General features: G+C 64.3%; 18 protein-coding genes. 1 reads left to right on the plus strand and 17 read right to left on the minus strand.

All coding sequences use genetic code 11. From position 1 onward, the window contains the following. Positions 1–5: 5 nt before the first annotated feature. Positions 6–1268 carry a hypothetical protein gene (locus tag IPK75_16770; protein MBK8200001.1) on the minus strand — a complete coding sequence of 421 codons (1263 nt, stop codon included), beginning with the start codon at positions 1266–1268 and terminating at the stop codon, positions 6–8. A gap of 201 nt (positions 1269–1469) precedes the next feature. Between IPK75_16770 and IPK75_16775 the strand changes: the two genes are divergently transcribed. Continuing rightward, positions 1470–2609 carry a GNAT family N-acetyltransferase gene (locus IPK75_16775; protein MBK8200002.1) on the plus strand — a complete coding sequence of 380 codons (1140 nt, stop codon included), beginning with the start codon at positions 1470–1472 and terminating at the stop codon, positions 2607–2609. Here IPK75_16775 and IPK75_16780 read toward each other — a convergent pair. The 16 genes from IPK75_16780 to IPK75_16855 all read right to left on the minus strand — a co-directional run bounded on the left by IPK75_16780 (position 2589) and on the right by IPK75_16855 (position 17867). Next, entirely contained in the window at positions 2589–3674 is a 1086-nt protein-coding gene (locus IPK75_16780) for a GNAT family N-acetyltransferase (protein ID MBK8200003.1), read from the minus strand. The two genes, IPK75_16775 and IPK75_16780, sit on opposite strands and share 21 nt — an antisense overlap. A gap of 38 nt (positions 3675–3712) precedes the next feature. After that, positions 3713–4939 carry a methyltransferase domain-containing protein gene (locus IPK75_16785; protein MBK8200004.1) on the minus strand — a complete coding sequence of 409 codons (1227 nt, stop codon included), beginning with the start codon at positions 4937–4939 and terminating at the stop codon, positions 3713–3715. A gap of 36 nt (positions 4940–4975) precedes the next feature. Continuing rightward, the gene (locus tag IPK75_16790) at positions 4976–6235 is read right to left on the minus strand and encodes a class I SAM-dependent methyltransferase (protein ID MBK8200005.1); all 1260 of its coding nucleotides are present in this window, start codon (positions 6233–6235) and stop codon (positions 4976–4978) included. Positions 6236–6245: 10 nt separating this feature from the next. Beyond that, positions 6246–7304 (minus strand): NAD(P)-dependent oxidoreductase, encoded by a 1059-nt coding sequence (locus IPK75_16795; GenBank protein MBK8200006.1) that lies wholly within the window; start codon positions 7302–7304, stop codon positions 6246–6248. Between the two features lie 11 nt (positions 7305–7315). Continuing rightward, a complete protein-coding gene (gene rfbF / locus IPK75_16800) occupies positions 7316–8083 on the minus strand; it encodes a glucose-1-phosphate cytidylyltransferase (protein ID MBK8200007.1) in 768 nt (255 codons plus the stop codon). A 17-nt stretch (positions 8084–8100) separates the two neighbouring features. Then, a complete protein-coding gene (locus IPK75_16805; protein ID MBK8200008.1) occupies positions 8101–9078 on the minus strand; it encodes a glycosyltransferase family 2 protein in 978 nt (325 codons plus the stop codon). Positions 9079–9304: 226 nt separating this feature from the next. Beyond that, the gene (gene glpK, locus IPK75_16810) at positions 9305–10789 is read right to left on the minus strand and encodes a glycerol kinase GlpK (protein ID MBK8200009.1); all 1485 of its coding nucleotides are present in this window, start codon (positions 10787–10789) and stop codon (positions 9305–9307) included. A 7-nt stretch (positions 10790–10796) separates the two neighbouring features. Then, a complete protein-coding gene (locus IPK75_16815) occupies positions 10797–11162 on the minus strand; it encodes a nuclear transport factor 2 family protein (protein MBK8200010.1) in 366 nt (121 codons plus the stop codon). Between the two features lie 6 nt (positions 11163–11168). Continuing rightward, positions 11169–12530 carry an amidase gene (locus IPK75_16820; GenBank protein ID MBK8200011.1) on the minus strand — a complete coding sequence of 454 codons (1362 nt, stop codon included), beginning with the start codon at positions 12528–12530 and terminating at the stop codon, positions 11169–11171. A 104-nt stretch (positions 12531–12634) separates the two neighbouring features. Beyond that, positions 12635–13102: a hypothetical protein gene (locus IPK75_16825; protein MBK8200012.1), complete on the minus strand. Its 468-nt coding sequence runs from the start codon at positions 13100–13102 to the stop codon at positions 12635–12637. Continuing rightward, positions 13090–13509: a hypothetical protein gene (locus tag IPK75_16830; protein ID MBK8200013.1), complete on the minus strand. Its 420-nt coding sequence runs from the start codon at positions 13507–13509 to the stop codon at positions 13090–13092. The genes IPK75_16825 and IPK75_16830 overlap by 13 nt, the downstream gene beginning before the upstream one ends. 319 nt (positions 13510–13828) lie before the next feature. Continuing rightward, positions 13829–14824, minus strand: coding sequence for a nitronate monooxygenase (locus IPK75_16835; GenBank protein ID MBK8200014.1), 996 nt, complete (start codon positions 14822–14824; stop codon positions 13829–13831). Between the two features lie 106 nt (positions 14825–14930). Continuing rightward, positions 14931–15746 (minus strand): SDR family oxidoreductase, encoded by an 816-nt coding sequence (locus IPK75_16840; GenBank protein ID MBK8200015.1) that lies wholly within the window; start codon positions 15744–15746, stop codon positions 14931–14933. After that, on the minus strand, positions 15743–16306 hold the full coding sequence (locus tag IPK75_16845; protein ID MBK8200016.1) for a carboxymuconolactone decarboxylase family protein: 564 nt from the start codon (positions 16304–16306) through the stop codon (positions 15743–15745). The genes IPK75_16840 and IPK75_16845 overlap by 4 nt, the downstream gene beginning before the upstream one ends. Before the next feature lie 72 nt (positions 16307–16378). Then, positions 16379–17401: a peptidoglycan-binding protein gene (locus tag IPK75_16850; protein MBK8200017.1), complete on the minus strand. Its 1023-nt coding sequence runs from the start codon at positions 17399–17401 to the stop codon at positions 16379–16381. Between the two features lie 55 nt (positions 17402–17456). Further along, the gene (locus IPK75_16855; protein ID MBK8200018.1) at positions 17457–17867 is read right to left on the minus strand and encodes a hypothetical protein; all 411 of its coding nucleotides are present in this window, start codon (positions 17865–17867) and stop codon (positions 17457–17459) included. Positions 17868–17871: the final 4 nt, after the last annotated feature.

Below are 17871 nucleotides of genomic sequence, written 5' to 3' on the forward strand. Positions count from 1 at the left end.
CGGCTTCATCGCGCCGACCCGATCAGTGACAGCATCTGCTTCTTGATGCCTTTCAGGGACTGGCGCGCCCTGGCGCCGATCGGCAGCTTCTTGGCGATGTCCTCCACCATGAACATCGGCTTGAACATCCGTGAGCGGACGGCCGCACGGTTTGCGGCAACGACGATATCGGGTCGCTTGCCAACGGCCGCATCGCGGATCTCTTCGGCATAGAACTGCTCATCTCCGATGCCCACGCCGCGCAGCTGAAGGCGCCCGAATGCCTCCGGCGAATAGTCGCGCCAGTCAAACGCAGGCGTCGCTTCGCCTGCCTTTCCGTAGAGATCAATGGTGATCATCGTGCGCAGGCATTTGTGGCACCGCGAACAGTTCTTATAGTCCGCCATCGGCGCGCGCCGGTCGCATACATTCAGCGCACGGCGCGCCGCCGCATCGCCGCACAGGCACTCCACCTTTTCAGCCCGCGTGTAGTGGCCGCCGTCATTGATGAAAGCCATGCTGCCCGACGAGAACATCGGATCGACTTCCGGCGTCGAACCATAGGGATGGTAATAGCCGTCGGTGTGGCTTGAGGCGAGCAAGGTTGCCCCGGTCTCTGCCGACAGCGCATGCGCAAGGCTCGCAAAGGCTGCCCCGTGGGACACCATTGCATAATTCTGCGTCTGCACCGGCGCGAACAGGTAAATGTTCGTGTAGACACGGATCAGTTGCACGCCCCAGCTGGCGGTCGCCTCGGCAAGCGCATCTGCGGCCTTGCCATGCCCGGCGATGCCCTCCGGTTCGTCGGAATAGAGAACGTGATAGGCATGACCGAGGTCCTGCTCCCGGCTGCGGGAGACATCGGCCGGATTGTTCCGCGTGTGCCGATAGACCGAGAAAGAGCCATCGACGCCGCCCGAACAGAAGGCGGCGAAGCCCCCACCTCTCGGCGCCCTGCCCGCATGCGATGGGTTGCTGATCTTTGGCACCCGCAGCTTGTGGAACCAGTGCCCATACTGGCTCGCCGCATGGCTGACATTCCTCAGGAAAAATTCCTCGACGGCGAGACCGCCCAGATCAAGGTCCTCCCCGATCAGCATCGCGTGGAAAACGAGGGACGGCAGGAAGACGTCTTGCCGGGTGCTGAGGTGGCGGGCGTGTTCGGCATCCACGGCCACCCAGATGCGCCGCTCCGATCCGGTCCGCTCTTCCGTCAGGCGAATGGCCAGACCGTGGACGGTCTTGCCGCCAATCGTGGTTTCAAATCGCTCGGGAGGTGAAATTTTCATGCACCACCAGCCTGTATCCTTGAACGGAATTGCGCCCCCGGAAATTTATGCAAGAATAACCCTGCAACAGCAAGTGAAACGCAGGCACAACACGTATTTTGCCAATAAAATGACGTGAACTTGTTTTACATATTGGCGGCATCGATCCGGCATGATTGCATGGCGGCTCGAGTTGAAACCGACGTGTTTGGGGGACGGATTTTGAGCGGCGTATCTGGACCGCCCTTGATCGTGCCGAACGAGGGACCGGGCCCGGGCGCAAGCTTGTCCGCCGACATCAAGCACCCCCGGGATCTAACACAAGACGAAATCGCCGGCTGGCGCGCGTTCCAGCAATTGAGTCCCTGGCTCGACAGTCCCTTCCTCAGTCCCGAGTTTACCTGCGCCGTCGGCGCCGCGCGCAGCGATACGCGCGTTGCGGTCCTGCACGCAGGCGGCAAGCGCGCCGGGTTTTTCCCGTTCCACGCGACCGGGCGCGGCATCGGAAAGCCCGTGGGCGGAACATTTTCGGATTATCAGGGCCCCATCCTCGCGCCTGGTATCCGCGTTACCGCCTCGAACCTGTTGTTGGCCTGCCGCTTGCGCGCCTACGATTTCAATCACTGCCCCGCCCAGCTTGAGCCGCTCGCGTCCGGCGGGTTCGTCCAGTCGACATCGCCTCGCATCCGATTTGACGACGGCTACGAGGCATACCTCGCCGGTTGCACATCGTCGCTCAGGGACGCCGTGCGGAACACGGAACGCCGCGGCCGCAAGATCGAGCGCGAGGTCGGCGAAGTGGTCTACACGTTCGATGACCGGCGCGAAGAATGTTGGGACTGGCTGGTCGAGACAAAGACACGCGCCCTCGCGAAAGAGGGCACACAGGCAGGCTTCGAGCTGCCGTGGATCAAGCAACTGCATGCCGAATTGCGCCGCGCCCACGCGCCTGAGTTTTCCGGCCTGATGTCGACCCTCACCTGCGAAGGCAAACTGATCGCCGCCCATTTCGGAATGCGCCGCGGACCAGTGCTCTGCTGGTGGCACACCACGTTTGACGAAACCTACCGCCAATATGGCCCCGGCCTGATGCTTCTCCTCAGCACGATCCGGGAAGGTGCCGCGCGCGGCTTGACCGTCATCGACCTTGGCCGCGGCAACCAGCATTACAAGATGGTGTTCTCCAACGACCAGTACGACCTCTGCGAAGGCGCCATCGCCCGCACCGGCACGGTCGCAGCCCTGCTGCGCGCCGGACACAAGCTGGTGTCCAAGGCCTCCGAACGCCTGCCGCTCGGCAGCTATGAGAGCATCCCGCGCCGCGCCACCGGGCGGCTGGTCTCAAACGTCCGCCTGCCCTGACGCCGGCGCCGTCTCTCGCCGCTGCAGCTTCTTGCGGATCTGTCCGGCCGCATCACCCGCCAACACGGCCGCACCGGCAAGATTGAGGGGATAGAACCTGAGGCTGGCCACAGGCCGGGCCTCGTCGGTCCACAGGCGCGTCCACTCGGATTCCTTGCCCAGGAACTCGAACGTGCCCAGCCCCGCCTCAGCAGCATGCGCAATCGTGTGGCGCATCAGCAGGTTTCCCGGCGAGCACCGCTTGAACTCGTCGACATACCCGATCTTCAGCAGCCAGAATCCCTGATCGCATTGAACGGCAAACTGCATGGCCGCCGCCAACCCGTTAATCCGCAGGAAGGCGAGCCGCAGGATGCCGGCCGCAGCTGCCCGGCGCGCATAGGCCCGGTAGAATGCCGCCACCGGCGCCACGCTCGCCATCGCCGTGCCCGCCCGGCCCTTCCAGTTGCGCGCTTCAACCTCGAACGCCTCGTCCACCAGCGCATCCATGTCCGCCGGCCCCGGCGCGGCAATCTCGTAGGTTACCGCGCCGAACTCGCCTGCGATCCTCGCCATGCGCTTCAGGTCGGACCGCCGCCGCGCACTGAGTTTCGCCTCAGGCACTCGCCAGCTGGCGTCGAGCGCAATGCGCGGCATCGCCCGGCCCGGAAATGGCCGCGACACACACAGGCCGCCGCCTCTGGCCTGCGCGCGAAGCGCAGCGGCGAAAGCGCTGTCCGAAGGGTAATGCCCGAACCTCAGCGGCCGGCCGCCCGCCGCCAGTGCCGCTGCAAGCGCCGTTTCCGCTTCTCCGGATACGGACGAAACCTCAATCGATTCCCAAAGGTCTTCGGCACCAAGAAGGGTCAACTGCCCCGGCCCGACCAACGACCGGGCAAACGCCGCCAGTGCCTGCGGCGCGCCGACATCACCGGCGACATGAACCTCGACCGGTCCACGCGCCAGCGTTTCGGCATAGGCGCTGGCCCAGATATGCTGCTGCATCGGTGTGCGGCGACCGCCCGCCGCCGCGTCCCACGCCGCCGGGCTGATCTCTGCGAAAGGAAGCGGACCGTGGGTGTCCATCACCACCTGCTCAAGATGCCGGCGCCCGCGCGCAAGCGCTAAAGACTGAGCACGCGCGGCGTGAGGCCCATCGCCGCGAGGTCGGCCTTGATCTCATCCTCATAGATGCGGTTCAGGCAGATCACCAGATCCGGCTTGATCGCCTTCAGCTCCACCGGCGGCACGATCCGCTGCGCCGTGATTGGCATGAAGTGATTGTGCCGGTGCGGATTGATGTCCGTGACATATTTCACATCGTCCCCGACGTTCAGCGTCGTCAGGAATGAGACAGCCTTCGAACCCGACCCCCACAGGACAATCGTCTGGCCCTGCCGCGTGGCGTCATCGACGACCTTCTTCCACTTCGCCAGCGTGCGCGCGAACTGCGCCGTGAACGCATCAACCAGCTTGAGCGTTTCGCCGACACTGTCCTCGATGGCGAGCGGCGGCGTCGGGTCCGCGCCCTCCGCCAGAGGCCTCGCCTCGATGGTCAGGTACTGCGCGCCATACTCGATCGTCACTTCATCCACCGCGAACCCGGCGCGGCGGAACATGCGCGCGAGCGAGCCCGGCGTAAAATAGGCGCAGTGCTCATAATACACATCCTCGAATGCGCATTCGCCAAGGATGCGCCCGGCTTCCGGCACCTGGAAGAACACGATCGCATCCGTCTGGTTGCCAAGCCCTCGCCGCACCACCGACACGAACTCGAGCGCAGCCGGAATGTGCTCCAGCGTCATCTTGCAGGCGAGGAAGTCGACTTTGTGGTCGCCGTAGGATTCGTTGTAGAAGTCGGCAATGAACTTGACGTTGGAGGCCGCCTTCCCCTCGATGCGGCTGACATCGACGCCCGGATCAATCCCGACGCCGCGATTGCTGCCTAGGTCTGCGAGCAGCGCAATGAATTCGCCCTTGCCGCAGCCAATTTCGAGCACGTCTTTCTCGTAGAGCTGGTGCTTCGCAATCAGCCGCTCGGCAAGCGCGGTATGGAACTTGTTGAACGTGCCGGAATAGGCCTGTGTCTCCTCGTAGCGACCCGAATATTCGGTCTTCGCGATGTCGAACGCGGTGTTGAACACGAAGCCGCATGCCTCGCAGACGCCGAGCCGGATATCGCCCTGCGGATAGGCCCGCGCCTCCTCTTCCGAGGACAGAAGGATGCAGGAATTCGTGGGCACGCCGGTTGCCTCGTGGAACACGCGCATCGGCGCCTCGCCGCAGGCCGGGCACAGGCAGGCCGTCGCTCCGGAGGCGCGCGCCTGCGTCTTCGTTTCAAGCCCGGACATTCGCACGTCTCCCGAAAACTGATCCATTCTGCCGCATCAGACGATCCGCGGCACCGGCACGGGGATGATGAACTTGCCGCCCCGTTCGCGGTAAGCCGCCTGCTGGGCGATGATCTCGTCCGCAAAGTTCCAGGCCAGCAACAACACATAATCCGGCATCGCCTCGGCAAGCGCTTCCGCGGGACGGATGGGAATTTTCTGTCCCGGCATCAGCTTGCCATGCTTGTGCACATTGCGGTCCACGACGAAATCGATCAGGTCCGTGCCGATCCCGGCATAGTTGATCATCGTCGAGCCTTTGGCGGCCGCGCCGTAAGCCGCAATCGTCTTGCCTTCCGCCTTGAGACGCTTCAGCATCGACACAAGGTCGTGGCGCAGGTGATCAACATGCGCGGAAAAGTCCTTGAAATAGTCGATCCCCGTCAGGCCGTCGCGCTTCTCCGCCGCCAGCGCATCCTTCACGCTCGCACCGACGCGCTCCACTTTCTCGGCGAAATAACGGATCGATCCGCCGTGGATGTCGAGCTGCTTGATCTCGTTGAGGTAAAGCCCGTGGCGCCGGAACAGGATATCGAACGAGGTGACCGAGAAATAGCAAAGGTGTTCATGGTAGATCGTGTCGAACGCAACCTGGTCGATCAGCGGGCGCAGGTACGGCGCCTCGATCACCACCACGCCGTCATCCTTCAGCACAGCGGCAATGCCGGCCACGAAGCCGTTCGTATCGGCGACATGTGCCAGCACGTTGTTGCCGTGGATGACGTCAGCGCGCACGCCGTCGGCCACCAGCTTATCGGCAAACTTCTTCGTGAAGAACTCGTTGACCGTCCGCACACCAATCTTCATCGCCGCCGCCGCCGGCCCCGGCGCGGGATCAATGCCGAGCACCGGCACACCGGCCTCGACATAGTTTTTCAGGAGGTAGCCGTCATTGCTCGCAAGTTCGATCACCAGGCTGTCCGGCCCCAGCTTTCGGCGCGCCAGGATGTCGAGCACGTTGGCGCGCGAATGCGCTAGCAGCGCCGGCGAGAAGGACGAGTAATACGGATACGACGCCTCGAACAGCAGCTCCGGATCAACCGTCTCGGTGATCTGCACCAGCGAACAGTCGTGGCAGAGTACCGTCTTCAACGGAAAGGCCGGCTCGATCTCGTCCTTCCGGTGCGCCTCGACCAGGCGGTCCACCAGCGGCGCGATACCAAGATCGAGGAACACTTCGATCTTCTGCGAACCACACGAGCGGCATGCCGTCAGGGTCTTGGACTGGGCCGCGTAAGGCGCTTCAACGTCGATCATCTGTGTCCTCTCAGGCCTCGGTCGTCGCCGGCGTGCGCCAGCGCAGGTCGTTCGACAGGCTGCCTTCGTCGATCAACTGCTTGACGTGCGCGATGCGTTTGAACTTTGCGCCTTCGAAATCCTCGATTGTCAGGTTGCGGCTGAGGAAGGCGTCATACAACTCCTCGATGCCCCGGCGCGCAGTCCATTGCGGCTTGAAGCCGTGCAGCTTGCGGGCAATGTAGTTGCAGTCGACGCGATAGTTGCGTTTGTCGGGTGCGGCATCATTGGCGAAGCTCACGCGGCTGCCCGGCACGACTTCCTGCACGAGATGCGCGATGTCGCGTATACGGTAATTCTCCGTGGTCGAACCGACGTTGAATGCCTCGTTGTGGATGTCGGCACGGTCGGCCTCGAGGATCGCCACGTACGCGCGCGCGATGTCTTCGACATGCACGATCGGACGCCAGGACTGGCCGTCACTCTTCAAGCGCACTTCACCGGTCGCAACCGCCCAGGCGGTCAGGTTGTTGACAACGAGATCGAACCGCAGGCGCGGCGAAACTCCATACGCGGTCGAGGCGCGCAGGAAGGTCGGGCTGAAGGTCTCGTCGGCCATCGGCGCCACCGCCCGCTCCACCGCGACCTTCGATTCCCCGTAAGGCGTTACCGGATTGAAGGCGGCCTTCTCGGTCAGGAAGTCTTCGCCTGCCGCGCCGTAATTGCTGCACGACGACGCGAACAGGAAGCGCGACACGCCGGCGGCCTTTGCCAGCTGCGCCAGCTTCAACGAAGCCTTGTAGTTGATCTCTTCGGTCAGGTGCGGCTGGAAATCGCCGAGCGGATCGTTGGAGAGGCCCGCGAGGTGGATCACCGCATCGAAGCCCGCCAGGTGGTCCGGGTGCAGATCATCTGCGCTGACGTCCCGGCAATCCTTGATCCGCGCCTTCAGCTGCGTGCGGATGTCCAGGAAGCTCGAGCCCCGGAAGATATCGCTGTCGAGCCCGAACACTTCATGGCCACGCTCCAGCAGCATCGGCCCCAGCAACGTGCCGATGTATCCGCAATGTCCCGTCAGGAGTACTTTCATCTTTCCCACCTTTACCAGAGCTTCCAGGGCGCGCTTCCGCTGTCCCAATAATCCTGCAGAATCTTCTTCTCGCGCAGCGTATCCATGCACTGCCAGAAGGAGCCGTGCTTGTACGCCATCAGCTGTCCGTCTGCCGCCAGGCGGCGCATCGGATCGTGTTCGAACATCATCGAGTCGCCCTCGATATAGTCGAAGATGCCGGGCTCAAGCACGAAGAAGGCGCCGTTGATCCAGCCTTCGCCCGTCTGCGGCTTCTCGGAGAACTCGCGCACCTGGTTGCCATCCATTTCCATGTGGCCATAGCGCGCCGGCGGGCGCACCGCCGTCATCGTCGCGAGCTTGCCGTGCGACTTGTGGAACTTGATCAGTTCCGGGATGTTCACGTCGGCAACCCCGTCGCCCCAGGTCAGCATGAACGTGCCGTCCCCCATCCACGGCTTCAGCCGCTTGATGCGTCCGCCGGTCATCGTGTTGAGGCCGGTCTCCACCAGATCGACATTCCAGCTCGGCCGGTCGTCATCGTGGAACTTGTAGTCGCCGCTCGCCGTGTTGATCGACATGCTGCGGCCGAGCGAGCCATAGTCGCGGAACCAGCGCTTGATGTAGTCGCCCTTGTACCCAAGCGCGACGGCGAAATCGTTGAAGCCGAAGCTGCTGTAGATGCTCATGATATGCCAGAGGATCGGCATGCCGCCGATCTCGACCATCGGTTTCGGCCGGATCTCAGTCTCTTCGGCCAGCCGCGAGCCATAGCCGCCCGCCAAAATTCCCACCTTCATGGTGTCCCATCCAAAATCTACGCCTGCGCATTCTGCGCGATGTCGTCTTCCATTTCTTCGGACTCGTCTCGCGCACGTTTTATCGGGCGCACGACGAGGCGTTTCAACTGCATGCCCAGGCCGGGCGATACAAAGCGGATCATGTCGAGCCCGTACCGGCCGACTTGTTTGGGTGTCAGCGCATACTTCGCCAGCGCCGCCAGCGCGCGATGCGGCGCAATCACGTCCGGATGGCGCCGCGCAATCTCGATCAGGTGCGTGAGCAGGTTGACGTGCTCCATCGCGGCGCGCCGGGTCGACTTGCCGTTCTGCCAGCGGCTGCGCACGGCCAGATCAGTGATGTTGATCGACCGGCTTGGATGCTCACGGTTGTAGAAGATCGCCTCCGGCACCATCAGGCACGGACCGAGCAAGGCAACTTCTGCGGTGAGGGCGCGGTCCGAGCCATAATAGCTCCGGTGCAGCGTGGTGCGTTTCAGCAGGTCGACACGGTAGAGCCCGAAGATCGGGAAGTTCGTCGCCGCTTCGGTAATGCACCGGTAAAACCGATTGGCCGGATCCGGATCATCGATCGTGCCCATCTCGCCGTCCGGCCATTTGAAGGGCTCGCTGTTCTTGTCCACGCACTGTGTGAAGCCGAAGGCGAGCGCCGCATCCGGTCGTTCTTCCAGCTTTGCCACGCAGGCGGAGAGGAAATTCGGGCTCATGTAATCGTCGTGCGGACACCACTTGAGGTATGTGCCACGCGCCAGTTCGAAGCCACGATTGTAATTGGGTGCAGCGCCCAGATTTTGCGGATTACGGTAATAGCGCACGCGCTTGTCGCGCGCCGCATAGGCGCGGCAGATCTCCTCGGTCGCGTCGGTCGATGCGTTATCGGTAATGATCAGTTCGAAGTCGGCAAGGTCTTGCACCAGAATGGCTTCAATCGCTTCGCGAATGAAGTTCTCACCATTGTACACAGGCATTGCCAAGCTCACGCGAGGCATCGTCATAGGCGCCTCCCACCCGAGTGCCGCGGCTACCCTTACGCCTCCGAAATGATGGTTAGCAAGTCAAAAACGTCAAAGCGCAATACAAATACAGTATCGCACGACGAACTGGCAGAGCGCTGTCTGTAGTGCACGCTTCAGATGCTACCGGAAACCCGCGCCCCTCGGATGAATATTGTGTGACGATGTAAAATACGTAACATTACTCGGTCTGCGAACCATCGCTTGATCAGAGAGCGCGCCCCAGTGCGGCGTTCCATCCGCGAATGAGACCCACCCGCGTTTCGTCAGCCATTTTCGGTTCAAACCGCGTCCCCGGAACGGCCCGCGAGGCCCAGTCTGCCGGCGTCAGCCATCCGATCTTCATGGCCGCCGCCGCCGCCGCGCCGAGCGCCGTCATCTCGCGATAGTCCGGGCGCAGCACCGGAAGATCGCAGACGTCCGACAGGAACTGCATCAGCCAGTCATTCGCGACCATGCCGCCATCGACGCGCAGTTCGCCGATCGCCGCGCCGTCGCCGGCGAAGGCGTCCAGCAGGTCGCGCGTCTGGTAGGCCACGGACTCAAGCCCGGCTCGAACCAGGTGCGCTGCCGTCGTCGCGCGGGTGAGCCCGGCGATCAAGCCGCGTGCCTCGGCATTCCAGTGCGGCGCACCGAGCCCCGTGAACGCCGGCACCATGTACACGCCGCCGGTATCTGGCAGGCTTGCTGCCATTTTCTGGCTTTCTTCCGCACTCTGAATAAGCCGAAGGTCGTCGCGCAGCCATTTGATCACCGTGCCGGCGTTGAAGATGGATCCTTCCAGCGCCATCGCGGCAGCCCCCGGCAACGCATATCCCATGGTTCCCAGCAAACGGTTGCGCGAAGCGGGGCGCACACTTCCGGTATTCGCAACGAGGAACGCGCCCGTGCCGAACGTCACCTTGGCCTGGCCCGGCGCCAGACAGCCTTGCCCGACCAGCGCCGACTGCTGGTCGCCCAGCACCGAGCAGATCGGGATGGCCCGGCCGAACAGCGCCGCATCGGCCACGCCGAAATCGGCCGCGCTGGACTTCACTTCCGGCAGCAGCGCCATCGGCACACTCAGCCGTTCGGCCATGCCGGGGCTCCATCCGCCGTCCGGGCCGAGCCCCAAACGGTAGAGCAAGGTGCGCGAGGCGTTGGTCACGTCGGTCGCGTGCACCTTCCCGCCTGTCAGGCGCCAGAGGAGGAAGCTGTCCACGGTGCCGAATGCCAGCTCGCCGCCTTCAGCTCTCGCCCGCGCGCCCGGCACGTTGTCGAGGATCCAGCCGATCTTGGTGCCCGAAAAGTACGGGTCGAGCAGCAGGCCCGTTTCATCCTGCGTCGCCGCCTCGACGCCCCTGCCCTTCAAGGCATCGCAGACCGAAGCGGTGCGACGGTCCTGCCAGATGATGGCAGGCGCGATCGCCTTGCCGGTCGCGCGCTCCCAGACAAGCGTGGACTCGCGCTGATTGGTGATGCCGATCGCCGCGATCCGATCGGCGCCGCCAGCTTTCGCGATCACACTCCGGCAGACCGACAGGGTGCGAGACCAGATTTCCTCACCCTTCTGTTCGACCCAGCCATCCGCCGGAAACTGCAGCGCAACTTCCTCCTGCGCCAGGGCGACCTCATGGAAGTTGCGGTCATAGACGATCGCCCGGGTGGACGTCGTGCCCTCGTCGATCACGAGAATGAAATCTGCTGACGCCATAGCCGGGCTATCCCTTCATCTGTGCGGGGTCGTAGAAGAAGGTCTCTGCCGCGATGCGGTCGCCGTCCCATCGCTGCCACGCCACTTCTTCCATCTGTCGCCGGCCGCCCGCCTTCGGGTGAAAAGTGAACCGCCAGCGGATCACCACCGTATCCCCGTCGATCACCGGCGGCGCCAGCAACTCCGTGTCGACGCGCGACATCCGGTCGAGCGTTGCCTGCTCCTGCGAGACCAGCACGTCCCGCCCTTTGCGAGGCGGCGCCTGGTTCTCCTGCATCGTTGCTTCGTCCGTATACCAGTCGCGAATGGCACCGGCATGATCGCCGCTCAGGACCTGCGCCGTGAAGCGGGCTACCGTTTCAGAAGTCGGCATCCGGGGTCAGACCGTCAGGCCGGTCGCTTCGCAGAGCTCGGCGAAGCGCAAGGTCGTGCGGTCTTCGAACGGCGCGCCGATCAGCTGCAACCCGATCGGCAGGCCGCCCTCGGTGCGCGCGACCGGAATCGCGGTTGCCGGCAGTCCGGCATAGGTCGCGATGCCTGCCCAGCTGAGCTGGCTGCCATAGTTGAACGGCTTGCCGTCGATCAGGATCTGGCGTTTCGTCCAGTCCGGTTCAGTCTGGTAGATGAAAGCCGGCGTCGAAAAGATCGGCGACACGACGATGTCGGTATCGTCGAAGACGCGGCGCCACTGGCGGGTGACGGCGAGTTGTTCGTCCTGCAGCGCCATCCATTCATGGGCATCAATCGGGCGCGCATCCGGCGAGCCGCGCGAGATCACCGTGTTCAGCATACGGATATAGGCTTCCATCATCCGGACCAGATCGGGATAACCTTCGTTTGAGGAAGACACATCCACACCTGCATCGTCGAGCGCAGAGGTGAAGCCTTTGAGTGCCGCCGCCGTGTCGGAATCGACTGGCACGCCCGGCATTTCGCCGATGACCCGGATGCGAAACTCCCGGAGTTCGCGCTGGCGCGCCGGCGGCAGGTCAAGCCGGTAGCCCGGGCCCTCGGGACCGGCGATGATGTCGAGCGTCGCCGCAAGGTCGGCCACGTTGCGGGCCATCGGACCGACGACCGCAAGCGGCACATCGAGTCCGTCGGTGCCGGGAAAGCCATGGCCGCGCAGGGGCACGATTCCGTAGCTGGGCTTGTGTCCGAACACGCCGCACATGTGCGACGGCGCGCGGATCGAGCCGCCGATGTCGGAGCCGATTTCGAGCGGCACCATGCCGGACGCCAGCGCGGCGGCTGCCCCGCCGGACGAGCCGCCGGGTGAGCGGGTATGGTCGAAGGGGTTCAGCGTGCGACCGTAGACCGGGTTTTCGGACTGCCAGTCGCCCAGCGCGACCGGAACGTTGGTCTTGCCGAGGATCACGGCGCCTTCCGCTTTCAGCCGCTGGACGACGACGGCATCCCGGTCGGCCTTCACCTTGGCGAACATCTCGAAGCCCCAGGTCGACGGCAGGCCGTCAACATCATTGGACTCCTTCACCGTCATCGGCACACCGAACAGGCGTCGGGGGTCGTTCTTCGCTTTCGTCTGGTCAAGGCGTTTCGCGGTGGCCCGCGCCCGCTCGAAATCGCGCACGACGACGGCGTTCAGCGTTTTGTCCAGCGCCTCTATGCGCGCGATGGCTGCATCGCACGCTTCCAAAGCTGAAACCTGCCCGCTGCGCACCGCATCAGCGGTGTCCAGCGCGCCGAGTTTTGACAGGTCTGATTTTGCCGAAGCACTCATGGCTTCCTCCCTTAGCTGGAAGGAAGCCTACATCAATATTCGCGGCGTTTCACCGAAAACCGCATTCCACTTTTCGGAACGCCGCGATGGGCCTCAGGCAAACCTCAACGCACCTCCCGCCGGTTGCCCCGGTCGCCGAACCACCAGAGCGTCGCCGCTGTCGCTGCGAAGGTGGTGGTCTCGACGATGCTTGCCCGCGCCTCGGCCGCCGCGCCGAGATAGACAAGCCCCGTGATGAGCCAGAGCAGCAAGGTCAGCAACGGCCTTGTCAGGGCCCGCACCGCATTCACCCACTGATTGCTCTCGCCGATGGAGGCTTCCGCCGCCAAGGAGGCCGAGAGCCCTTGCCAGGCTCCCGACGTATTCGCGAGGTCCGCCGCCCCCGCGAGTTCAGATGCCCGCGCCTTCATCTGAAGTTCAACCATTGCCGCCTCATGCGTCCAGCGTGCCCGCTCCTGCACGTTGTCCTGCCGGCGCTCTACCAGTCCCGCGATCCGCCCGATCACGGTGCCCAGAAGGCCGAACACGCCGCCGCCTGCCGCGCTTGCGGCCAGTCCGATCATATCCGCCATGATGTCTCGGCTCCGTCGTATGTCCATTCGGCAGGAATTGCCCGCCGGTCGAGATGAATGAAGCTGCGGGCGAGGCCTATTCCCGTGAAGCCGCACGCGATGGCCGCTTTCCTCAAGGCGTAGCGGTCGTGGTTCTCGAGCGACACGTCGACCGCGATGCGCCGGTGAAACGACCGGGCCGCGCCTCGGACGAGGGCGTTGCGCACCGCGCAGCGATGACCTGAATTGATCCTGATCGGCCGGCGCATCGCGGCGCGCAGCGCTTCGAGCGCATCAAGGAAGGCTGGGTCATGCCAGTATTCTCCCCGGCAGCCTTTGCCCTGGCATTTACAGGCCAGCTCCGCCGGCCAAAAATGCGGCCAGGCCCAACCGGCCAATGAAAAGTCCTTGTACGAAGCAATCAGCATGAGCGTGAGTATGCCCCCGCTGCAGACCCCGCCGGATTCGTAAGCTGTGAAAAAGTGGGAGGATGCGCGCGGCCACGGGCATGCGCCGCTGGCAACCCCCTGCAAAATAGCGGAATTTCAACCGCGGCAGAGGTGAAGATTTTTTACGCGAAACGGCTGCGGAGCCCCGATTTTGTTGCACAAGGCAAAACTTGTGCAACAGTTTTGGTGCCCCTCGCCCTCCCACTTCGCTTATCCCGGCGAAAGCCGGGAACCAGAGTTGCGGCGGAAACTGGTTCCCGGCTTTCGCCGGGATGAGCGGGCACGGGTCGGGCGCGGTTCAAGCGCTGACAGTTTGCTTCCGGCTGAAGGCGAGGCCCTTGGCGAGGGCCGCGCGGGCGTCGTCGTACTCCTTCACGAGCTGGTCGACATAGACCTGCGTCGGCATGCGCGACTTGATCACGCCGATGCCCTGCCCGCAGCCCCAGATGTCCTTCCAGGCTTTCGCTTCGGTATTGCCGCCCGAGCCGAAGTTCATCTTCGACGGATCGCTGACCGGCAGGTTGTCCGGATCGAGGCCGGCGGCGATGACCGACGGGCGCAGGTAGTTTCCGTGCACGCCGGTGAAGAGGTTGGAATAGAGGATGTCTTCGGCGCCGTATTTGACGATCGCGTCCTTGTAGCCTTCGACGGCATTGGCCTCGTCGCAGGAGATGAAGGCCGAGCCGATATAGCCGAAGTCTGCGCCCATCGCGAGCGCGGCGGCGACGGCGCCGCCAGTGGCGATCGAGCCCGAGAGGGCGAGCGGGCCGTCAAAGAATTCGCGGATCTCCTGGATCAGCGCGATGGGCGACAGCACGCCTGCATGGCCGCCCGCGCCGGTGGCGACGGCGATCAGGCCGTCTGCGCCTTTCTCGAGCGCCTTCTTCGCGAAGAAGGTGTCGATGACATCATGCAGCACGATGCCGCCATACGAATGGATCGCGTCGTTCACGTCCTTGCGGGCGCCGAGCGAGGTGATCACGACCGGCACCTTGAACTTCACGCAAGCTTCGATGTCGTGGTCGAGGCGGTTGTTGGTCTTGTGGACGATCTGGTTGACCGCATAGGGCGCGGCAGGACGGTCCGGGTTCTTCGCATTGTAGTCGGCGAGTTCGGTGCTGATCCGGTCGAGCCAGTCGTGAAGCACCGGGCCGGGGCGCGCGTTCAGCGCCGGGAAACTGCCGACCACGCCGGCCTTGCACTGGGCGATCACGAGATCCGGGTTCGAGATGATGAACAGCGGCGAGGCAATAACCGGAATGCGCAGGTTCTGCAGGATGGGCGGCACGGACATGAAGTTTCCTCGCGTCGAAGTGAACAGTGTTTACATTGTGGATGAATGTAGCGGGCCGCGCTGCGACGGCAACCCATGACGTGAAGGGAAGCAGCGCGGCGCGCGCCTATCCGATCAGCGCGCTGCCGCCGCCGTCGACCGGCAGGATAGCACCGGTGATGTAGGCCGCTTCGTCGCTGGCGAGGAACAGCGCGGCGTGGGCGGTGTCCCAACCGGTGCCCATGCGCTTCATCGGCACGCGGGCGGCGCGCTGCGCACGCAGCTCGTCCTCCGGGATGCCGCGCATCTGGGAGATGCCGCGGATCGCCATCGGCGTGTCCATCAGGCCGGGCGTGATGGCATTGCAACGCACGCCGCGCGAGGCGCCGGACATGGCGATGCTGAGCGTCATCCGGTTCATGCCCGCCTTGGAGACTTCGTAGGCCATCTGGAAGCCGCCCGCGATGGAGGCGAGTGACGAGATGTTGACGATGGCGCCCTGACGGCGTTCGAGCATGCCGGGCAGCAGCGCCTTGGTGAGCAGCCAGGCGCCTTTCAGGTTGATGCGCAGCGTCCGGTCAAATGCCTCTTCGGTCAGCTTGTGGGGCGGGCCGTCGCCCGCGTCGCCAATGCCGACATTGTTGACGAGGATGTCCGGCGGGCCGAACGCGTCGGTGCAGGCCGCCGCAATCGCGTCGGCGCCTTCGGCCGAGGCGACATCGGCGACGCAGAGGCGGGCCGCACCGCCTTCTGCCGTGATGTCGTCGACCGTCAGCTGGCCGCGCGCTTCGTCGCGGTCGACGCAGAGGACGCGGGCGCCGGCGCGCGCGAACAGGAGGGCGATCGCCTTGCCGTTGCCGATCGTATCGCCGGGCGTCTGCCCCGCCCCGCTGACGACCGCGACCTTGCCGGCAAGGCGCCCGGTGACAGGCGCCGCGCTCACTTCGCGAGGTCCGGGTCGAGGGTGAGGTCGTCGTCGAGCTGGATGCCGAACGAGTTCAGCATCATCGAGACCTGCGTGTATTGCCCAACGGTCATCACGAGATCCATGCGCTGCTTCTCGGTGAGCGGGGCGAGCTCGGCCCAGGTGCGATCCGTGATGAAACCGTCGCTGGTGAGTTCGTCGGTTGCGCGGATCATGGCGCTGTCGATGGCCGACCAGTCGGGTGAGAGCGGGCCTTCCTTGATGGCTTCGATCTCGACATCGGTGAGGCCGCACTGCTTGCCGATGCGGACGTGCTGCGCCCACTCGTAGCCGGATTTCCAGTTGAAGCCGGTGCGCAGGATGACGATTTCGCGTTCACGCGGGGCGAGGCTGTTCTTGTCCGACAGGATGTAGCCGCCCCATTTCATGAACGCGCGGTAGGCGTCCGGCGCGCGGGCGAGCGTGCGGAAGATGTTGTAGACATTACCCCGGCCGAACTGAGCGGCGAGGGCTTCGCGGTGATTGGCGTTCATGTCGGCATCGGCGAGCGGCGCGATGCGCGGTTTCTTCAGTCTCATGGCCCTGTTTCCTCCGGCTTGTCTGGTTGCCGGAGACTAAAGGCTGCTCTGCGAGGACGGGCAAGCCCCGGCTCAGCTGACCGGTGGGCCGAACAGGCTTTCGGTGTTGCGGTCGAGCGCGCCGGCGCGGGTGCGGGTCGGATCGTCGGCGGCCCGGTCCACGGCCTCGATGGTCGCCTGGTCGGCGATGCCGGTGACCGGCAATCCGTTTTCCTGCTGGAACGCGGTAACCGCCCGACGGGTGCCCTGGCCGAAGATGCCATCCGCGCCGCCGGTGGCGATGCCGAGGGTTTCGAGATCGGCTTGCAGTTCGCGTACCCGCTCGCCCCGGCTGCCGACGCTGAGCGGCTTGAGCGACGGCGCGGCAGGCTGCGGCTCCGGCGCGACATTCTGGGGAGACTGCGTGACGGACAGCGCGGTCTCGGTCCACAGGATGCGGAGATCCTCGTGATTGGCGGGCGCCGTGTCGTTCGGATTGCCCCGGTTCACACCGCGCGAGACTTTCACCGCGTCGTTCTGGTCGGCATAGGCATTGAGGCCGTTGGTCTTCCAGAAGGCGGCGGCGACTTCGACCGACTTGCGCAGGTCGCGCTTGATGATGTCGGGATCGTTGACGAGGTCGACGCCGGATGCCTCGCCATACTTCGTGTAATTGTAGCGCCCGGTCAGCTGGATGAAGCCGCGGCCGCGGAATTTCCAGCCATCGCCGGGTTCGGTGTTGCCGAGATCGGCGCGGCCACCATAGACGGTGTTGGCGATCAGCTCCGGGCGGCGCGCATGCTGGCGCGCGAGTTCCGGATTGCGTCGATAGAGGCGGAAGGTGGCGATCAGCGCATCGGCGGAATAATTGAAGCCTTCCTCGGTGTATTTCAGCCAGCCGGTTTCGACGAGACCCTGGCCGAAGAAATGACCGAGCCGGAGGGGCGTGTTGATGTCGTAGCTTTCCAGCACCGGCCAGGAGTCGACGATCGCCTTGATATAGCGGCCCTGGGTCGTGAGGGAGAGGATATCCCAGCCTTTGCGGCCCGGCAGCAGGCGGGCGATCTTGTCGAGATCGATTTCACCGACGCCGTTGATGGTGACGATTCTGGCCATGCGTGACCCTCCACACGCAGAGAGCTAACACAGATGGCGGGCCGGACTGAACGGCTTACTTGCGGAAAATGGCGCCCGAAGCCATGCCGAGCATCACCGCCGAGATCAGCGCCTTGGTGGAGGCGTCGCCGCCGAACGCCGCGACGGCGGAGAGCAAGGCCTCATGGCGCGCCGCGTCCACTTCCCGCTGGTGGCGTTCGCGCGCGTTCTCGGCCCTGGCGGCGACCAGCAGGACGGCGCCCGCCAGAATGGCGAACGCGCCGGCTGCGACGGCGAAGGCCGCCCAAAGGGCAATTTGCGTGGCCAGCCATGTGACGAGCGCAGCAGTTGCGGCGATGTAGGCTGTCAGGAGCAGCAAACCGGCAACCACATACCACCCAAGGCTGCGCACCTTGCGCAACACGGCCGAGCCCGCATCGACGGCGGCCAGTGAGGCGAAGCTCGCGACGAGTCCTGCGAGGTTCATGAAT

It is taken from the genome of Acidobacteriota bacterium (assembly GCA_016712445.1).
Classification (GTDB): domain Bacteria; phylum Pseudomonadota; class Alphaproteobacteria; order Caulobacterales; family Hyphomonadaceae; genus Hyphomonas.

Coding starts and splice junctions, on each gene's coding strand:
- IPK75_16770 (MBK8200001.1), bottom strand. CDS start 1,268: ATGAAAATTTCACCTCCCGAGCGATTTGAAACCACGATTGGCGGCAAG.
- IPK75_16780 (MBK8200003.1), bottom strand. CDS start 3,674: ATGGACACCCACGGTCCGCTTCCTTTCGCAGAGATCAGCCCGGCGGCG.
- IPK75_16785 (MBK8200004.1), bottom strand. CDS start 4,939: ATGTCCGGGCTTGAAACGAAGACGCAGGCGCGCGCCTCCGGAGCGACG.
- IPK75_16790 (MBK8200005.1), bottom strand. CDS start 6,235: ATGATCGACGTTGAAGCGCCTTACGCGGCCCAGTCCAAGACCCTGACG.
- IPK75_16795 (MBK8200006.1), bottom strand. CDS start 7,304: ATGAAAGTACTCCTGACGGGACATTGCGGATACATCGGCACGTTGCTG.
- rfbF (MBK8200007.1), bottom strand. CDS start 8,083: ATGAAGGTGGGAATTTTGGCGGGCGGCTATGGCTCGCGGCTGGCCGAA.
- IPK75_16805 (MBK8200008.1), bottom strand. CDS start 9,078: ATGACGATGCCTCGCGTGAGCTTGGCAATGCCTGTGTACAATGGTGAG.
- glpK (MBK8200009.1), bottom strand. CDS start 10,789: ATGGCGTCAGCAGATTTCATTCTCGTGATCGACGAGGGCACGACGTCC.
- IPK75_16815 (MBK8200010.1), bottom strand. CDS start 11,162: ATGCCGACTTCTGAAACGGTAGCCCGCTTCACGGCGCAGGTCCTGAGC.
- IPK75_16820 (MBK8200011.1), bottom strand. CDS start 12,530: ATGAGTGCTTCGGCAAAATCAGACCTGTCAAAACTCGGCGCGCTGGAC.
- IPK75_16825 (MBK8200012.1), bottom strand. CDS start 13,102: ATGGCGGATATGATCGGACTGGCCGCAAGCGCGGCAGGCGGCGGCGTG.
- IPK75_16830 (MBK8200013.1), bottom strand. CDS start 13,509: ATGCTGATTGCTTCGTACAAGGACTTTTCATTGGCCGGTTGGGCCTGG.
- IPK75_16835 (MBK8200014.1), bottom strand. CDS start 14,824: ATGTCCGTGCCGCCCATCCTGCAGAACCTGCGCATTCCGGTTATTGCC.
- IPK75_16845 (MBK8200016.1), bottom strand. CDS start 16,306: ATGAGACTGAAGAAACCGCGCATCGCGCCGCTCGCCGATGCCGACATG.
- IPK75_16850 (MBK8200017.1), bottom strand. CDS start 17,401: ATGGCCAGAATCGTCACCATCAACGGCGTCGGTGAAATCGATCTCGAC.
- IPK75_16855 (MBK8200018.1), bottom strand. CDS start 17,867: ATGAACCTCGCAGGACTCGTCGCGAGCTTCGCCTCACTGGCCGCCGTC.